Raw genomic sequence first — 17,449 nt, 5'->3', positions numbered from 1 at the left:
CAAAATTCACTTCGGAAGCATAAACAGCTCAGTTCACAAGCATCTCCGGCAGGAAGGTAATCGCCGGCTTGCCCGTAGAAGGATGACGAGAAATTTGCGTCTTCACTCCGAACACACGGAGCAGCAGCTCCTTCTGCATCACCTCTTCGGGGCGGCCGGCGGCCACGATTCTGCCATCGTTCAGTACATATATTCGATCACAATAACAGGCCGCTATATTCAAATCATGGAGCGCGGCGAATGAAGTCAATTTCAACGCTTTAACCAAATCCATCATCTGCAGCTGATATCGAATATCCAGATGGTTGGTAGGTTCGTCCAGGATCAAGAAGCCTGCCTCTTGTGCCAATGCTCTTGCTATCAGTACACGCTGTTTCTCCCCGCCGGATAAGGTTGCGAAGCTGCTCGAAGCCGCATGCTGCATGCCCACCCGCGCCAAAGCCCGCTCTGCGATCTCCTGATCTCTGGCCGTGTCTGACTCCAAGAGGCGCTTATGGGGAGCACGCCCCATCATGACGATATCCATGACGGCAAAATCAAAGGCCATGTTTGCTTCCTGGCTGACCACCGCCATACTGCGGGCCGTTTCCTTCTGCGTCATCTGCGACAAATCCTTCCCGTTCAGGTAAACCCCGCCTCGATCAGGCTTAAGCACACGGTATATATTTTTGAGCAATGTCGATTTCCCACTGCCGTTCGGGCCGATCAATCCGATAAACTCGCCTTCGATTATTTCCAAGGAAATAGACTCGATCAAGCGCTTGTCGCGGACGCTGTAAGAGATCTCTTCAACCTTCATGTTCATTCCTGTCCACCTCCGAATGAATATGAGCTTCGGCGCAGAAGCCAGATAAAGAAAGGGCCGCCGCATAGAGCAGTCACAATACCGATTGGCAATTCCTCCGGCGCCAATGCCATTCTGGCTAGCACATCAGCCCACACGATGAATATCGCACCCAGAAACAAACTGACAGGGAGCACGCGGCGGTGATCGGAACCGATCAACAGTCGTACAATATGAGGAATCATCAGACCCACGAAGCCAATGGATCCGCTGATTGACACCAGCGTGCCCGTCAGCAGTGCCAGGGTCAGAATCAAGACGATACGAAAATGCTGGATGTTCACGCCGAGGGTAACCGCCGTATCGTCTCCCATGAGCAGCGCATTCAGTGATCGATACTGCAGCAAGAACAGCAGGGTGCCTGCCAGAACGATCAGAACAGGGAACGTCATATAAGACCATTTGGCTCCCGCGAGGCTCCCCATCATCCAATACATCGCTGTGCGAATGCCCTCCTCGCGCGGCGCCATCGTGACTATAAAATTCGTTGCCGCCGACATCATCATGGAGATCGCAATGCCTGATAACAGAAGTCTGGTTGTGGAGATGCGACCCGCTACGCGAGCAAGCAGAAATACAAGCCCCATCGCTACGAGTGCACCCATAAACGCCGCGAGAGACAGCGCATATTGACCGAAATAGGAGAACGCACCGAGCAGAATGACCAGCGTTGCTCCTACAGAAGCACCGGAAGAAACGCCGAGAATATACGGATCAGCCAGGGAATTGCGCATCAATGCTTGTGCGGCTACACCGGCCACGGATAGCCCTGCCCCAACAACGGCGCCGAGCAGCACTCGGGGGAAGCGAATGTCCCAGATAATGTGGCTTTGTCCTTGGCTCCATGTCTGGTCCACCTTTCCGGCAAATCCAGGCAGATTGGACAGCGCGATTTTCCATACCGTCCCCGGATCTATAGCCACCGGACCGAGCATCACCGCAGCCGTGATCGATACCAACAGCATCGCAGCCAGCAAAACTAGAATTCCCGCAAACCAAACACGGTGATGGGGTCCCTCACGTGGTGTCCTGCTGCCCATTAAACCCGATGCCCCACGATCAGCATTCGCGGAGAATATCGCTCGTGATAGGCGTCTCCATCATAACTTCCGTAAACTTCATCGATGACGAGACCCGCATCGATCAGCATGCTCCCCATCGCCTTCAGAGCATACAGTTTAACGCGCTCCGTATAGCTGCGTGGTTCCTTGTCCCCATCCTCAATCATGATCCGCTTAGTTACAAAGCCGCTGTGAATCTGACGTCTCTCGGAGATGATGACACCGCTCTCCTCCCGCCTGGAAAATGGGACAAGATGGTCTTGGATATATCCGGCGTTCAGCACATCCATCACAAAGCGCCCGCCTGGCTTAAGGGCTCTTCGTATTTGCCTCAGCACATCCAGCTGTTCTCGGTCGGCTCCGAAGTAGCCGAAGGATGTGAACAGATTGACAACAGCATCGAAGTTTTCGATAAAGTGGTCATCGGCTGGCAATGCACGCATATCGGCCTCCACCCATCTCACGCGTTTCTCCGAATCCAATTCCCTCGCCCTTCGCAGCAGCACGGAGGATAGATCCACACCGGTGACACGATAGCCTGCATTAGCCAGTGCTAAGGCGTGCCTGCCCGCTCCACAGCACAGATCAAGGACCTGACTGCCTGAAGGCAGCTTCAACCATTCCAAGACTTGCTGAACGACCTGATCGGCCTCCTGTTGATTCCGGTGCCTGTAGACAAGCAGATAGTCCTCTCCGAAGCTTTTTTCATACCATGGTACCGTTTCACTTATACTCATCTGTTCCTCCATTTTTCGCATTCTATTTAATCGTAATTTTTACGATTTATAGACGTGGCCATTCCACATTACTCCAAGGCTGCACCTCCTCATGCATCATTTCACCTTTTCTATATTAATCGTAATTTTTACGATTATCAACCTTGAATTTGCTACCCGACAAAAAAACACACGCTCCTTGAAGAGGAGCGCGTGCTCAACAAAAAACTCGGCATGCCGCCTTTGGATGATTCTACTCCACTGGTTCTTCATTCTGCTGCCGCTGGCATGTTTCACAAATTCCGTATACCTCAAAGCGATGCCGCAGCACCTTATAGTTGCCAGGCAGCTCTAGCCCCTGATCCATCGGGCAATAATCAAAGGGAAGCGTCTTCTCGCAGTTGACACAGATCAAGTGATGGTGATGATGCGCTGTACAATTCTCCTTGAATTTCAATCCGCCGTCCATAAAATAGAAATGCTCTAATACCCCCATCTCGCTTAACATCCGGAGATTGCGGTACACGGTGTCCAGACTCATGCTCGGATAACGGATTGACATTTGATCATAGACATCCTTGGGCGACAAGTAGCCTTCATGATCCGCAAAAATCTGCGCGAGCGTTCTTCGCTGCTCGGTCACTCTCCATCCGTTCCTTGCCATCGTCTCCAGCATTTCTCTTACCTTGGATTGGTTTTCTCTCATGCTCGGCACGTTCCTTCCTCGGCATACAAAGCTTGTTCTGTCCGAATCCATACTGTCTTTGTATTTTAACAAGAAAGGGCGAATTTGTCATATCACGTGCCAAGACACAGCTTCATTTCTCTGTCTTCACGGCGAATCGGTCGCGTGCCCGCTTCGTTGCCTCCACCATATTCCGCAGAGCTCCGACCGTCTCCTCCTGCCTGCGTGTCTTCAGGCCACAATCCGGGTTAATCCAGAATTGGCTCGGTTCAAGCACGCGCAATGCCCGCTCGATCATGGCGTCGATTTCTTCGACCGAAGGCACGCGCGGACTGTGGATATCATACACGCCTAAACCGATCTCTTTATCATAGCTGTAGTGCTCGAAGCTCTCGATCAGTTCCCCATGGCTGCGGGATGTCTCAATCGAAATGACATCGGCATCCAGCTCGTTGATCGTATCAATGATGTCATGGAACTCGGAGTAGCACATATGCGTATGAATCAGCGTTTCGTTTCGAACGGTCGAGGTGGACAGGCGGAACGCCCGTACCGTCCATTCCAGATAATGCGGCCAATGTTCCCGCTTGAGCGGCAGCCCCTCGCGCAGCGCCGGCTCATCCACCTGGATCATGCCGATGCCTGCCGCTTCCAGTGCCTCGACCTCCTCACGAAGCGCCAAGGCAATTTGATAGGCTACTTCCTCCCGGGGCTTGTCGTCCCGCACAAACGACCAGTTCAGAATGGTCACCGGTCCGGTCAGCATGCCCTTCACCGGCTTGCTGGTCAGCGACTGCGCATAGACCGTCTCCTCGACGGTCATTGGCCCTGTCCAATCGACATCTCCATAGATGACCGGCGGTTTAACGCAGCGCGAGCCGTAGGACTGCACCCATCCATTCGAAGTAAATGCAAACCCCGCCAATTTCTCCCCAAAAAACTCGACCATATCGTTTCGCTCGAACTCGCCGTGCACAAGCACATCCAGCTCCAGCTCTTCCTGAATCCTGATCCATGCTCCGATCTGCTCCTGGATAAATGCTTCATAACGCTCGTTACTCCACTCGCCCTTGCGCCAGCTTCTCCGGGCGCTGCGAATTTCCGGTGTTTGCGGAAAGCTGCCGATGGTCGTTGTCGGCAGCAGCGGCAGATTCCACCGCTTCTGCTGCCCCTGCTTCCGCACTCCGTAGCTGTCCGGACGGGAAGTTGGCTGCGAGCTCAGATCGGCCATTCGCTGCTGCACCCGCTGACTGTTCCGGGCCGCAGACTGCTGCAGCACTTGGCGCGCACGTTCCGCTGCTTCCACTTCAGCACGAACAGCCTCATAGCCGAGTCTAACAGACTTTACCAGCACGTTGATCTCGTCCAGCTTCTCCTCCGCAAACGCGAGCGCCCCCTGCAGGGCTGCATCCAGCGCGGATTCCTCCGCTGCACGGATCGGCACATGCAGCAGACTGCAGGACGGCTGCAGCACGATACGATTTAGAGATACGTGATCGGACAACGCCTGCAGCGACTCCAGCTTGTTTATCAAGTCGGCTCTCCATATCCCGCGTCCGTCGATCAGGCCAGCGCCCAGCAGCTTGTCTTCAGGAAATCCGGATTCCTCGATCGCCTGCAGATTTCGTCCATGGTCATGCACGAAATCCAGGCCGATGCCATGAACGGGCAGCGAGACAATCGCTTTATAATGATCCACCGCGTCAAAATACGTCTGAAGCATCAGCTGGATGCCTGGCGCTTCTGTGACCAGCCGGTCATAAATCCGAGCGATACGCTGCAGATCCGCCTCCGCCAAGGTCGTGCACAGTATCGGCTCGTCAACCTGAACCCATTCCACGCCTTCTGCCGCCAGCTCCCTCAGCACTTGGCCATATAGGGGAAGCAGCTGGTCAATCCAGCTGTCCAGCTGACCTGCATCATACCCTTTAGACAGCTTTAGGAACGTATACGGTCCAATGATCACCGGTCTTCCCTTGATGCCAAGCTCCGTCTTGGCCTCACGGTATGCTTCCAGCGGACGATTGCGGGTCAGCTTAGGGCTGACGCTCTGCAGTTCGGGCACGATATAATGGTAGTTCGTATTAAACCATTTTGTCATCTCGCAAGCAGCAGCCTCGCGGCTCCCTCGAGCCATGGCGTAATACACGGACAGGTCCGGATCGGCGCCTTCCCAACCGAACCTTGGTGGAATCAGCCCGAACATGACGGCCGTATCCAATACATGATCATAATAAGTGAAGTCCCCAACAGGAATGACATCGATCCCTTTCTTCTGCTGAAGCTCCAGATGGCGCAGGCGTATGCTTTTTAATTGCTCATGAAAATCCGCCTCCGCCAGGTTGCCGGACCAATAGGTCTCCAGAGCCTTTTTCCACTCTCTGTTCAGTCCGATGCGGGGGTATCCCAAATTTGCGCTCTTCATAAACGTATCCCTCCTCCTCGTATCTCCATCTCTCGATTGGTTAGGATTAAAATAGCATACTTTATCATCCATAGAGTAAATCTAATAATCTATTGCCTGCTATAGCCAAAAGCTATACCCAAGCCCATGAATCCCTTTCAGGGCTATGTCTACTCGGGAAAACACCAGTTAGCACAGCATGCTTGCCGTTCCATTTTCATCACCCCACTGTTTACCGGCTCCGAGTTTTATAGTACACTCCCTAATAGTAATAATTACGAACATTGAACATCAATGCATCGCTTATTGCATGATTCGCGGTTAGCAGAACGGACAGCGACGAGTCACTGGAATAGCTTTGCAGCGGATGACTAGGAGTGTAGATGCCATGAAATCCATCCATGCCAATAACATGCTGCCCCCAAAACCGGAGCGCCACCGTCTATTCGGTTCCACCGATCCGATTCCCGGGAGCAAACCAACGGTGAAAGAGCAGATGACTGATTTGCAGAACCACCATGCAGACTACCTTTTTCCTATTCAGCATGTCGGTGTGTCCAACGTCCGGCACCCGATACAGGTTCATTCGGATATCGAGCCTAAACGCCAGACCAGCATAGCAACGATGACTCTAACCACGAGTTTGGCCCAAGCCTCGAAAGGCATTAATATGAGCCGACTGACCGAGCAGCTGGAAATGTATCGTCAGAAGGGCCTGAGCAGCGAGCTGGCTGATATGTGCGATTTTGTCCATGAGCTTGCAGAACGAATGGGGCAGGACAAGGCCGAAATCACGATCTCCTTTCCTTGGTTTTATGAACGCACCGCCCCGGTAACCGGGTTCGCAGGGCTGAATCATGCGGAAGCTACGATTCAGACTACCTATGAGAAAGGACAGCCTTACCGAACCATCGTAAGCCTGAGTGTAGCTGTAACCACCTTATGCCCGTGCTCCAAGGAGATTAGCGAATATAGCGCGCATAACCAGCGGGGGAGGGTGACGATGACGGTCGAGATCGACCCGGCTTCGCCACCGGTGCATGACTGGAAAGCGATGCTGCTCGCGGCTGCCGAGTCCAATGCCAGCAGCGCGCTCCACCCGGTTCTGAAGCGTCCCGACGAGAAAAGAGTCACCGAACAGGCTTATGAGAATCCTCGCTTCGTGGAAGATATGGTGCGTCTGGTTGCTGCAGATTTGTATGAAATGGATGACGTGCTGGCCTTCAAAGTGGAATGCCGAAATGAAGAGTCCATTCATCTTCACGATGCGTATGCCATCATTGATTTCGATAAAAGAAAAGAAGGAGCGGCACGATAGTGTGCGGCTCCTTCTTTTCTTGCTTCTTGACGCTCGATAATCCGTTCATCAGAGAACAGTCCCGTAATTGGTGCCCTATGGCGATCGAAGCTGACCAGCTGCAGCTGTCAGCCATGATGTTCAAGCCGGGCAAACGCCTCGGCGCAGGCGCCCAGCAGCAAACAATACGACCGATTATGCCCGATAAAATAAGACGACAGATCATATCGGTTCCCCGATGGTTCATACGTTACGAGCAGACGATGCTTCATCCGCTCCATAGCAAACTGCACGAACCGGTCGGTTTTCTCTGAGGCAGGCATCGTTATATAGGCGTAGAGTGAATGATCTTCCGGCTCGTCCAAGGGACTGACGCCCGCACAGGAGAACTCGGTCGGGATATTCATTCGCTTCAAGCATGCAAGCGCATCAAACATCTCCACATCCACCTCGATGTCACCGAGCCATACGACTTGTTTGGCCCTCAATCTCCGTTTCGGACGCTGCAGCCAGCCTGCGAGCTCCGATCTCCTCCGGTGCCACCGTTCTACGGAATGAGTACTGATCACCTGTTCCTCTTCAGGCTTGGGGCTAATCACTGACACATAACTCCCTCCGATCTGTGAGTACATACATGGCTGAGCTACCGATCAGGATTCGCTCACAACAACGGCACTTCGCTGGGCATAATGCGGCACTCTGCTGGCAACTTTATCTCAGTTGTTGGAAATCGCGCCTTTTTATAATCGTAATAATTACTATTTATAACAGTGTAATCATCCGCATTCTTTTTGTCAACGCCTATAACTCATACGAAAATAATAAGCCGTCGCATGGCATGTATTCCGCTCTTCATTCATATACTCTTAATCACCTAAGAGATGTCACTGGCACGGATTAAAGCATGATCTAATATCGTAATTTTTACATACGAACAAGGGGGATTACATATGAAGCCAACACCCGTTATCATAATCAGCGGTTTTTTAGGCAGTGGTAAAACGACGCTGCTTCTCGAGCTGATCAAAGACCTGAATGCCCGAAACCTCAAGCCGGCAATCCTGATGAACGAATTGGGCAAAGCCGACGTAGATGGTTCGATTTTGGCGGAATCCGCCCAGGGGCTGCCTGTGGAAAAGCGGTTTGACGGCTGCATCTGCTGCAGCAAGAAAAGCGAAATTTCCGGAGCGCTCCAAAGCCTGCTGGATCTGGCTCCCGATGTCATCCTTGTTGAGCTCACCGGCGTAGCCAACCCGGAAGAGGTCGTGGATGCGATGGCCGAACCCGAGCTGATCGACAAGGTGATGCTGCACAACATCGTTACGGTGGTCGACGCGGAACATGTGCTGGAGTATAACAGCATATTCTCAGCTGATAAACAGCTTGTTTACACGCTGCGCAGGCAGCTGGAAGTGGCCGACGTGATCCTGGTCAACAAGCAGGACCTTGTCCCATACCCCCATCTGTCCAAAGTTCATCATCTCATCAAGAAATATAATGATACGGCGCAGATCTTCAACACAACCCTGGGCAAATTCAATCAAGAAGCCGTGATCGGAGCACTGAGACCCTTGCATCACCAGGCGAAAACAACGGTTCGATTCAACATCGTTTCTGCCCATTCCCATACGCATCATCCACACCACGGCTCTGCATCGTCGAGCAGGTCAGAGCAGCCGGGGCACGCTTCCTTCTCCCGCATCCAGACCATTATGATCCCCATCAGCAGGCAGACGGCGCTTTCTTTGCCAAGGCTGACAAAGTGGCTGAAAACAACGGGGCAGCATGTGCTCCGCGCGAAAGGGTATGTTGCCCTGAAAGGCTCCTCCACACCATCCCTGATTCAGTTTTCAGGAAAGCAGCTTCGTTCGGAAAGCACCGCCTATACAGGCGCTTATTATCTGGTCATGATCGGATATGAGCTGGATGAACGTGCTTTGCTGCAGGAATGGCAAGCCAACGTCATCGCCTGACCTCTTACTCTTACTCATTTTTACGGTTTTTATATTTCCCTGAATTGATAATGACCACATCGATATCGATCTTGCCCAGCTGCATCGTCGTTTCGGGCGGCTTGCCTTTAAGGTATGTTTGCCAAGTCTTGTGATCGTAACGATATACGGTATCATTTAAATTATACACGTCAGCCGAGATTTCAAGCCCTTTATCAAAGGTGCTTTGAATCTCTTTCTTCATTTTCTTGATAATCTCGTTCTTTATGAATGAATGGGTGACGTTTTCTCCCATTTCATCAATGAGCCCCTTAACGGTAAGCTTCAGATCATAGATGACGTTCCCATTCTTGACGGTATGGTTGACCTTGTAGTCCTGGACGTGCAGAACCAGCGTCATCACCGGCTCCTGACCTTGATAGATCGTGAGCGGGACCCGATTCATTTTTTTATCCAGATACCGCTTTCCGCAGCCTTCCTCATACCCAAGCTTTCCTTTATACTGGCTCTCATGAAAAAAATATTCTCCCCCAAGCATCATCTGTGTCGATTCTTTTCCGCCTTCCATCCAGGTTGTTCGGTTCGTCGTCAGCTGAGGGAGCCCGGCCGTCCTGCCCGGCTCCAAATAATTCGCTATAAATCGAAACATATAGATCGGCCTGATATCGGAATATTGCCTGTACGTGTCCAGAGGGCTCATAAGGATAGACTCGAAGGGAGACATCCCGAAAAAGGGGCTGAGGTTGAACAGTTCCTCGATCGAGCTCTCGGTGCCGTAGGCCCACACATTATATCGGATCGCATAATAGCGGCTGAGCGAGTCGGATAATTCCAGGAAGTTCACCCGCTGCAGCGCCTCCTTCGTGAACACAACCGACGTGACATGCCCCCAGAATACCGGAATCTGCTCGGATCGATACAGCATAAATACCGCATCAGTCAGCGTTTTTCCGCGCGCCGTTCCGATCACAATCGGCTTTTTCTCCAGGGACTGCCCCTCCAGCTTGCCTATATTGCCGAAATTCAGCATTTGCGCATACAGGATGTACTCATCCTCCTTGTAATCGATGCCGATGGATGTAGCATACTTGGAGAACGTAATTTCCCGGTGGTCCCAACACCCCGCTAACAGAAGCAGCAGGAAAATCGCCAGCTGCAGCTTGACATATATCTTCCATACTTTCATCTGTTCCCTCCTACTTATGCTTCAAATGTTTCGGTTTGCCTCCGATCCATTTTTGCGGAACCTGCAGGACCGCGCGAACAACGTCTTTAAAGTTAATCGGAGACAGCGGCGCGAGATAAGCCACGCCATAGGATGTCAGTGTAGAAAGATAGACGACGACAAAGATGATCGAAAGCATAAAGCCGAACATGCCCAGAATGGAGGCCAGCAATACCGTAACGATGCGCAGCACACTGACCGTTCCCGACAGTGCTTGGCTCACCAGCGTCGAGCCTGCCACTACAGAGATAGCAACAATGACAACCATCGTCGGCGAGGTCAACCCTGCTCGGATTGCCGCATCCCCGATAATCAGACCGCCGACAACCGTAATCGACTGGCCCAGCGGCGTCGGGAGGCGAAATCCGGCTTCCCTGAATATTTCAATCAGACCCAGCATGAGCAGCACTTCCATCGGAATGCTAAACGGGATCCCCAGCCGGGATAATCCGATCGTTGCCAGCATAGGAAACGGGATCTGGTCTTGGTGAAACCCGGTCAGCGCTACGTAGAAGCTCGGCAGAAAAATAGCGACAGCCAAGCTGATATATCTGAGAATCCTTCCAAATGACGAAGAGATGTAGTTAAAATGAGAATCCTCCGCCGTTTTAAGCAGCACCGATAACGTTGCTGGCGCAATAAGAGCGCCTGGCACACCATCGATTAGAATGGCAAACCTGCCCTTAAGGAGACATGACGTGATGAAGTCAGGTCGGCCTGTATAAATGCTTAAAGGAAAGACGGAATATGGATTGTCCGAGATGATTTCCTCCAGCTGATTGGCGCTGACCAATTCTTCAATGCTGTTTTGAACCCTGTTAAGCTTGGTTTGTACATTCTTCAGCGTCGCCTCGGAGATCATCTCGGTGTCATACAGCAGGCCGACCTTGGTTTTCGTTTTGTTGCCAATCGTAAAAGATTGATAAGCCAAGGTTACAGCCGGAAATCTCTTGCGAATCAAACCGATATTCGTATCGATATTTTCGACGAGGCCATCCCTCGGCCCCCGGATCGACACCTCGATGCCGCTTTCCTCCGTCTGGCGGTCATTGGTCTGTTTCGCCGGGAGATAATAGCAGTCATTCAGAGCATCAGCCCAAATCACCACCTCTCCGCCAAAAATCTTGCCCGCTATCTTCTCCAGAGTAGCTTCCTGCAAGAGCGTCACCTTTAATGAAGTATGATTCTCCAATCCTTGCCGGATCATGGATGAAGGCATATTCATCACCCGGCTGATCTCTGAAAACACATACTCGTTCAGAAACTTCTCATCGCACAGCGTCTCGCAATATATAAACACAACCTCCTCTCCCGTTTCGAACTGACGATATTCATGCACAACATCATGGCATGCTGCAAAATACTTTTTCAGTTCATCCAGCTTGAGCGTCACGCCTGCACCTCCTTCAGCGGTTTAGCAAATCGGACCAGGACGAAGATGACCAGAGTCAGAAGCAGCAGCACAGAAAACAGGACCGGGTAGTAATAACTTTTCAGCACGTTAAAAAAGACAATATCGCCGACCGGATAAATCACCGCTGCGGCGCAAATCGCAGCGATGGCCGTAAGAAACCATCGTTTTCCCTTCGAAGGAAGCAGCTCCATCATGATATAGAGCGAGAAAGCCACTCGAATGAAAGCGCCGCTGATCCATTGAAAGATAGACAAGAAATCCACATGCTCGATATAGCTGCCAATCCGGACCAGACGCCACTGCTCAAAGGCTGGATTACGCTGCAACGCGGATTCCACCGGACCGAAAGCCGCAATCGCCCCCATGGTAGGTCCTAGCGCAAGACCGGCTAGCACAAGTCCTAGAATAATCATGTACCTTTTCTTCACGCTGCCCGAAATAAATTGCTGGATATACACGAAAAAGATCAACTCCAGCAATCCTGCCCCGATATAGATCACCCCTCTCCAAGCAGGGCCGGATCCGTGCTCGAATACCGGTAACAGCAGGGTATAATCCTTGTTCGAAAAATTGGCTAGCATGACAAACTCGCCGAGCAAGATAACGACCGGCAGCAGAATGCCTGAAGTAATCACAACCGTTTTTAGTCCGCTTAGCGCAGAATAGAGCGCCAACGCTAAGAACAGAACTATGAGGACCCAAGGAGGCGTCTCCGGCAAATAGGAGGAGTTAGTCCAGATCACCATATCTTTCGATTCCACCACAATGATGCTGAGGAGCGTCAAGCCGGTCAGGACCGAGATCGGAACGGCAATCCATTTCCCGTAATGCTCAAGCAACCAGTCATGCATCCCGGTGTGCCGTGTCTTTTTTACGATATATCCGATAATGATAAAGACCGGAAGAAACACAACGCATGCGAGGAGAACGGTTATCCATGAGTCGCGGCCGGATACCTCCATCAGCTGGGGAATAAGAAGCACGTGGTTCACCATGCCGACGGACAGAATGAAGGTTAGCGATATTTGCAAGAAAGAGAACTGCCTTGTCGTCATCCAGTTGTCCCTCCTTGTCACAAGCATATTGAACTATATTTTTTCGCAGAAGTTCAGGTTTATGCATCCTGCAACTTGGCGCCTGCAAGATTTGAGAATAAGAAAAAGGCAGACCCGGAGAATTCTCCGGAATCTGCCTTGCATGTACTTAACGGAAACATTAACCAATACTAGAACTGTAAACAGACGCTCACACTCAATTGAACTCCCACAAGCTATTCCCGGCTGCTCCTCCAGTCGGGATAGCAGGAGACCGGTTAGAGGGAAAGCTGCATAGCTACTTAGCAGATAGACGCTTCAGCAGCTTCGTAATTTAGAAGCCTTAGGCAGCATCAACAGCTTACCTGCCGGGCTCCTGCTCCTCAGAACGGTTATGCTCATCAATTTTGCCCAACCATTGAGAGAGGCTCTCATTCTTCATCGGTCTCCCATAGAAATAGCCTTGCATGACATAACAGCCCAGCTCAGTTAGAAAGTCAATATGCTCCTGCTTCTCAACGCCTTCAGCAATCACATCCAGCTGCAAACTCTCTGCCATCAGCACAATCGCGTGGATGACCGCACGTTTGCTGGGTGAATCCAGATCGTTGGTGAACAAGCGATCCAGTTTGAGAGCATCAATGGGCAGCCGATCCAGCAAGCCGATGGAAGAATAACCTGTCCCGAAATCATCGATCGATACCCGGACACCCATTCTTCGCAGGTCTTGCAGCTGCCGAATAATATCATGCACATCATGAAAGACCATTGACTCGGTAATTTCAAGCTCCAGATACTGCGCTTCGAGATCGGCCAGCTCCAGCACAGCCGGGATCAAGTCCGTCAAAGTGTCGGTGTAGAAGAGCCTAACGGACAAATTAACAGAAACCGGTTGATAGATGCCCTGGTCTTGCCATGCTTTCGCCTGCAGGCACGCTTGCTCCAGCGTCCAGCTCGTCATCGGCACGATCAGTCCGGTCTCCTCTGCGATCGGGATGAACTCTCCTGGCGGGATAACCCCGAGTCTCGGGTGCTGCCATCTGATGAGCGCCTCGAACCCGTATAAGCGATCTGTTTTTACATTCCATTTCGGTTGATACACGATATAGAACTGTTTCTCCACCAGTGCGCGCTGCAAATCCTTCTCAAGCTCCATCTTCCGCACTTCGGTGATGCCCATCTCCTCGGTATATACGCAGTGCCTGTTCTTTCCGAGCTTCTTCGCTTTATACATCGCCGTGTCGGCCGTTTTAAGCAAAACCGTACGGTTGGACTGCTGCAAAGTACCGATGCTGATACCGATGCTTGCCGTAATGTACAGCTCATTGCCGTCGATCCGGTAAACCTGCTTAATCGTATGTAAGATCTGCTTGGCCAAACATTCAGCCTGCTCCTGAGTACACTGCTCGGCAATAATCAAAAACTCATCGCCGCCGATTCGGTAAGCCTGCCGCTTCTCGTCGGCAAACTGACGAAGCCTGAAGCCTGCCTGCTGAACAAGCAAATCGCCGACATCATGGCCAAGCGTATCATTAATCGCCTTGAACTGATCAAGATCAAGAAAGAGAACCGCTACCTGTTTTCCCACATTCCGTTCGAAGTATCGGTTCATTTCATTGCGATTGGGCAATTGTGTAATCGAATCCTGATAGGCCATCTTCTCAAGTACATGCCGGTCAAAAAACATCGCTCCCCATGACACCAGCAATATAATGAAAATGGTCACACTTACGCCGTACAGCAAAAACATATCCACGCTGTCTGTTGATTCAACCATCATGCCGGCGTGATGATGGAAGCTGGCAGCTTTCATGCCTGTATAATGCATGCCGCAAATTGCAATGGCCATCACGACCGCCGAGACCCATTTCAGCCAGCTGGCCGATGGTTGATTCCGGAAACGCAAAAACAAGAACAAAGCAGCGTAAGAAGCGGCAAAGGCGATAAGGGCCGATAACACCCATAACCCCGTGTGATAAGTAATGTCTGCATGCATCACCATCGCTTCCATCCCGACATAATGCATCGCCACAATACCGCTGCCCATCACAAGGCCGCCGATCGCGATTTTATACCAGTTGATATTTTTCGGTATGGTAATATAAAAGGCAATAAAAGAAGAAACGACACTTGCCACCATGGACAGCAAGGTCAGCCATATATCATAAGCTACCGGAATGTGCAGGTGAAAGGCTAGCATCCCGACAAAGTGCATGGACCAGATCCCGCTTCCCATGACCAGGGCGCCGGCCAATAACCAGAAGAGCCTGCTTTTTCCCTTCGCGTACGAAATCTTTGATGTAATGTTTAGCGCGAAATACGATGCCACAATCGCGATGATGGCTGAAAGAGCGACAATATATAGGTTATAACTGCCGTTCACCTCCACTGATCTCATCCCCAATCTATTAACGGCTAGAAGTGACGTACCAGTAACTTGCTAGCTATGGCCGCCAATACGTCCATCATATCATTAAACCGTTACCCGTCAATGGACTTCAATGTTAGATAACGGAAAAATATAGTCGATTGATGACAATACACATCAACCCATGCCAACTCCTCTGCTTTCTTGTCGAACGGCTAAACGGTCGATCGAATATCCTTTAGACTATCCCGTCCTGTCATCTGCAATTCCGCTCAGCAACTATCTATGCATCTGCATCTTTTTTAGCCCCCGCGAAGGGCCTCTCCTACGTTCGCTTCTTACGTAGATCCCGCGTTGATCTCTGCGTTGATCCCTGCGTCGATCCCTGCGTCGATCCCTACGTTGAGTCCTACTTGGAGCCTTGCATTGAGCCTTGCATTGAGCCTTGCATTGAGTCCTACTTGGAGCCTTGCATTGAGCCTTGCGTTGAGTCCTACTTTGAGCCCTGCGTTAATCCCTGCAATTGTTCCCGTTACAGTTCTGCCTCAGCCACCGCCCCCTTCGCCACCACCTATCCTCTCCCCCACCCCTTTAACCATTATCCCTTTCGCTCAGGGAAGCAAGCAGCAGGAAATGTAAAAGCAAGTAACGGTCAGCTTCTAAGCTATTCTGTTATTCAGCTACTATTCAGCTATTCAGCTATTCAGCTATTCAAATTGTCAGTCAAAATCCATGTAACAACTCAAAAAAACGCATTTAAAGGCAAGCACAAACAAAAGTGGTTAGAACGAAAATCTAACGAAATAAGACGTTTGGATTAATCTTTTTCGATTGATTCAAGAACATATGTTTGGTATAATGAAATAAATGGAACGAGCGTTCGGTTGTCAGTATTATCTTTAGATTAGGAGCCTATGTACGTAAATTTAAATTCGGGGTGAGGGGATATGATGATCCACATTGCAACGGAGCTTCCATCTTTCCATAGCCGTTATCAGAGCGAGCAGGACTGCATCGAGGCGGTGATTGCCATGAAGTGGCCAAACGGGTTTATTTGTCCGCGCTGTGATCATACCAAGTGCTGCCGTCTGAGTTCCCGGCGTATCCCCTTATTTGAGTGTGGACGTTGCAAGCATCAAACGTCGCCTTTCGTCGGCACGATCTTTGAAGGCACTCGTCTGCCCCTGCTCAAGTGGTTCATCACCCTGGAATTGTTCCTGCTTCCTGACGGCATCTCGGCGACACGGCTGAGTCAGGTGATTGGGGTTACCTACAAGACCGCGTGGTTAATGCTTCACAAAATACGCCATGCTCTCGGGGAATTTGATGCCCGCGAACTGCTCTACGGCGACGTGAAGGTCAACAGCGATCAGTACGGGCGTAATCCTGACCGCTGTACAGTTTCGCATCCGCATGCCTCGGCTGTCGTCGCTGGCTGCACGGTTGATGAGACCGGTGAACCGCAGCAGGTCAAACTTCGCCTGGTGCAGCAGAAGCGAGGAAGCGATAGATGGGCAGCACGCCGCGATCTAACCGCCTTCATTGATGAGCACGTGGACAGCCTCTCATCCGACGTCAGACTGTTCCCTCAAGCTTTTCGGTTGTATTCCCCCTTGCGGAACATCGTCAGAGAAGCGTGGAAATCACTAAAAAGCACCTATGGAGCATTGGAATCGAAACATCTGCAGGCGTACCTGAACGAGTTCACAGGACGCCGCTGGCTCCGTTTGTCCGAAGCGGAAGTAACGATAGGACAGCGGTTGCTGCAAATGTGTGTGGCTGTCCCCGGCATTTCCTACAACCAGTTGATCGCCCGCCAAACGAATCAGCCCTTTGCAGCAGTAGCCTGAATGAGATGTCGGATTCTATCTGAAATCATCGTTACTTTGATGATGGTAGCTCTCGTGGTAGCTCTCGTGGTAGCTCTCATGCTAGCTCCCACCATTAATGTATTGTCCAAAGCGTCACGCTGATCATCGTGCAGCAGTTCTTGACTCACACAAATCATCTGATTCGTCCCACTTCACCTCATTGGGGGCACATTACCTGTCTGGCTAACTTTCACCTAATCCCTTAAATCCGTCCTTGATCCGTAGGTCACTTTTCTTTAATCCTGGCATCTTGTCCTCAGGCCGTCTTAAGATCTCAATACAATCTGCCCACTTCCTACTTCCCACTTCCTACTTCCATCGCCAACAGTATGTTCTTCCTCCAAATTAGCTGTTCCTGATTACCTGATCAAACGGGATAATGGTGAAAAGCTCTCCAAACATAGGGGGCGTGGAGGGGCGTGGAGTATGCTTCGAGGAGCCAGCAGTGAGCAACCAGGAGAGCAACCAGGAGAGAGCAACCAACAGAGCAGAGAGGATTTCGCGGCGAAAGTTATGTATATAAAAACTAAAAAACTCTTCTATCCTAGATAGAAGAGTTTAAGGGTTGAAGATGAAAA

13 protein-coding genes are annotated in these 17,449 nt (G+C 51.0%); 3 read left to right on the top strand and 10 right to left on the bottom strand.

All coding sequences use genetic code 11. From position 1 onward, the window contains the following. Positions 1-28 precede the first annotated feature (28 nt). The 5 genes from CHH67_RS05775 to metE all read right to left on the bottom strand — a co-directional run bounded on the left by CHH67_RS05775 (position 29) and on the right by metE (position 5,731). Positions 29-805, bottom strand: coding sequence for an ABC transporter ATP-binding protein (locus CHH67_RS05775; RefSeq protein ID WP_095264072.1), 777 nt, complete (start codon positions 803-805; stop codon positions 29-31). Then, positions 802-1,884: a FecCD family ABC transporter permease gene (locus CHH67_RS05770; protein ID WP_095264069.1), complete on the bottom strand. Its 1,083-nt coding sequence runs from the start codon at positions 1,882-1,884 to the stop codon at positions 802-804. Before CHH67_RS05770 ends, CHH67_RS05775 begins: the two co-directional genes overlap by 4 nt. Continuing rightward, positions 1,884-2,642, bottom strand: a complete 759-nt coding sequence (locus CHH67_RS05765) for a class I SAM-dependent methyltransferase (RefSeq protein WP_095264066.1) — start codon at positions 2,640-2,642, stop codon at positions 1,884-1,886. Before CHH67_RS05765 ends, CHH67_RS05770 begins: the two co-directional genes overlap by 1 nt. A gap of 232 nt (positions 2,643-2,874) precedes the next feature. Beyond that, a complete protein-coding gene (locus tag CHH67_RS05760) occupies positions 2,875-3,327 on the bottom strand; it encodes a Fur family transcriptional regulator (RefSeq protein ID WP_095264064.1) in 453 nt (150 codons plus the stop codon). Between the two features lie 112 nt (positions 3,328-3,439). Beyond that, positions 3,440-5,731 carry a 5-methyltetrahydropteroyltriglutamate--homocysteine S-methyltransferase gene (metE, locus tag CHH67_RS05755; RefSeq protein WP_095264061.1) on the bottom strand — a complete coding sequence of 764 codons (2,292 nt, stop codon included), beginning with the start codon at positions 5,729-5,731 and terminating at the stop codon, positions 3,440-3,442. 367 nt (positions 5,732-6,098) lie between these two features. Between metE and folE2 the strand changes: the two genes are divergently transcribed. Next, a complete protein-coding gene (folE2, locus tag CHH67_RS05750; RefSeq protein ID WP_095264059.1) occupies positions 6,099-7,028 on the top strand; it encodes a GTP cyclohydrolase FolE2 in 930 nt (309 codons plus the stop codon). 107 nt (positions 7,029-7,135) lie between these two features. Here the strand turns inward: folE2 and CHH67_RS05745 are convergent, their stop codons facing one another. Continuing rightward, entirely contained in the window at positions 7,136-7,612 is a 477-nt protein-coding gene (locus CHH67_RS05745) for a hypothetical protein (protein ID WP_342351949.1), read from the bottom strand. A gap of 345 nt (positions 7,613-7,957) precedes the next feature. Here CHH67_RS05745 and CHH67_RS05740 point away from each other — a divergent pair, with 345 nt between their 5' ends. Beyond that, the gene (locus CHH67_RS05740) at positions 7,958-8,980 is read left to right on the top strand and encodes a CobW family GTP-binding protein (RefSeq protein ID WP_095264057.1); all 1,023 of its coding nucleotides are present in this window, start codon (positions 7,958-7,960) and stop codon (positions 8,978-8,980) included. 10 nt (positions 8,981-8,990) lie between these two features. Here the strand turns inward: CHH67_RS05740 and CHH67_RS05735 are convergent, their stop codons facing one another. The 4 genes from CHH67_RS05735 to CHH67_RS05720 all read right to left on the bottom strand — a co-directional run bounded on the left by CHH67_RS05735 (position 8,991) and on the right by CHH67_RS05720 (position 15,030). Next, complete coding sequence (locus CHH67_RS05735) at positions 8,991-10,145, bottom strand: Ger(x)C family spore germination protein (RefSeq protein WP_095264055.1); 1,155 nt, start codon at positions 10,143-10,145, stop codon at positions 8,991-8,993. A 10-nt stretch (positions 10,146-10,155) separates the two neighbouring features. Continuing rightward, positions 10,156-11,577, bottom strand: a complete 1,422-nt coding sequence (locus tag CHH67_RS05730) for a spore germination protein (protein WP_095264053.1) — start codon at positions 11,575-11,577, stop codon at positions 10,156-10,158. Further along, positions 11,574-12,653 (bottom strand): GerAB/ArcD/ProY family transporter, encoded by a 1,080-nt coding sequence (locus CHH67_RS05725; protein ID WP_176475502.1) that lies wholly within the window; start codon positions 12,651-12,653, stop codon positions 11,574-11,576. The genes CHH67_RS05730 and CHH67_RS05725 overlap by 4 nt, the downstream gene beginning before the upstream one ends. A gap of 340 nt (positions 12,654-12,993) precedes the next feature. Beyond that, positions 12,994-15,030, bottom strand: a complete 2,037-nt coding sequence (locus tag CHH67_RS05720) for a bifunctional diguanylate cyclase/phosphodiesterase (protein WP_244908094.1) — start codon at positions 15,028-15,030, stop codon at positions 12,994-12,996. Between the two features lie 917 nt (positions 15,031-15,947). On the opposite strand from CHH67_RS05720, the gene CHH67_RS05715 reads away from it, so the two are divergent. Then, positions 15,948-16,850, top strand: a complete 903-nt coding sequence (locus CHH67_RS05715; RefSeq protein WP_095264050.1) for a transposase — start codon at positions 15,948-15,950, stop codon at positions 16,848-16,850. Positions 16,851-17,449: the final 599 nt, after the last annotated feature.

Source organism: Paenibacillus campinasensis (assembly GCF_002272015.1).
GTDB lineage: Bacteria > Bacillota > Bacilli > Paenibacillales > Paenibacillaceae > Paenibacillus_AQ > Paenibacillus_AQ campinasensis.
This window is presented reverse-complemented; position numbering and strand designations above follow the sequence as displayed.

What these genes read in the sequence shown, in the direction of transcription:
- CHH67_RS05770 (WP_095264069.1), bottom strand. Translation starts at nt 1,884, where the DNA reads ATGGGCAGCAGGACACCACGTGAGGGACCCCATCACCGTGTTTGGTTT.
- CHH67_RS05715 (WP_095264050.1), top strand. Translation starts at nt 15,948, where the DNA reads ATGATGATCCACATTGCAACGGAGCTTCCATCTTTCCATAGCCGTTAT.
- CHH67_RS05775 (WP_095264072.1), bottom strand. Translation starts at nt 805, where the DNA reads ATGAACATGAAGGTTGAAGAGATCTCTTACAGCGTCCGCGACAAGCGC.
- CHH67_RS05765 (WP_095264066.1), bottom strand. Translation starts at nt 2,642, where the DNA reads ATGAGTATAAGTGAAACGGTACCATGGTATGAAAAAAGCTTCGGAGAG.
- CHH67_RS05720 (WP_244908094.1), bottom strand. Translation starts at nt 15,030, where the DNA reads ATGAGATCAGTGGAGGTGAACGGCAGTTATAACCTATATATTGTCGCT.
- CHH67_RS05760 (WP_095264064.1), bottom strand. Translation starts at nt 3,327, where the DNA reads ATGAGAGAAAACCAATCCAAGGTAAGAGAAATGCTGGAGACGATGGCA.
- folE2 (WP_095264059.1), top strand. Translation starts at nt 6,099, where the DNA reads ATGAAATCCATCCATGCCAATAACATGCTGCCCCCAAAACCGGAGCGC.
- metE (WP_095264061.1), bottom strand. Translation starts at nt 5,731, where the DNA reads ATGAAGAGCGCAAATTTGGGATACCCCCGCATCGGACTGAACAGAGAG.
- CHH67_RS05725 (WP_176475502.1), bottom strand. Translation starts at nt 12,653, where the DNA reads ATGACGACAAGGCAGTTCTCTTTCTTGCAAATATCGCTAACCTTCATT.
- CHH67_RS05740 (WP_095264057.1), top strand. Translation starts at nt 7,958, where the DNA reads ATGAAGCCAACACCCGTTATCATAATCAGCGGTTTTTTAGGCAGTGGT.
- CHH67_RS05735 (WP_095264055.1), bottom strand. Translation starts at nt 10,145, where the DNA reads ATGAAAGTATGGAAGATATATGTCAAGCTGCAGCTGGCGATTTTCCTG.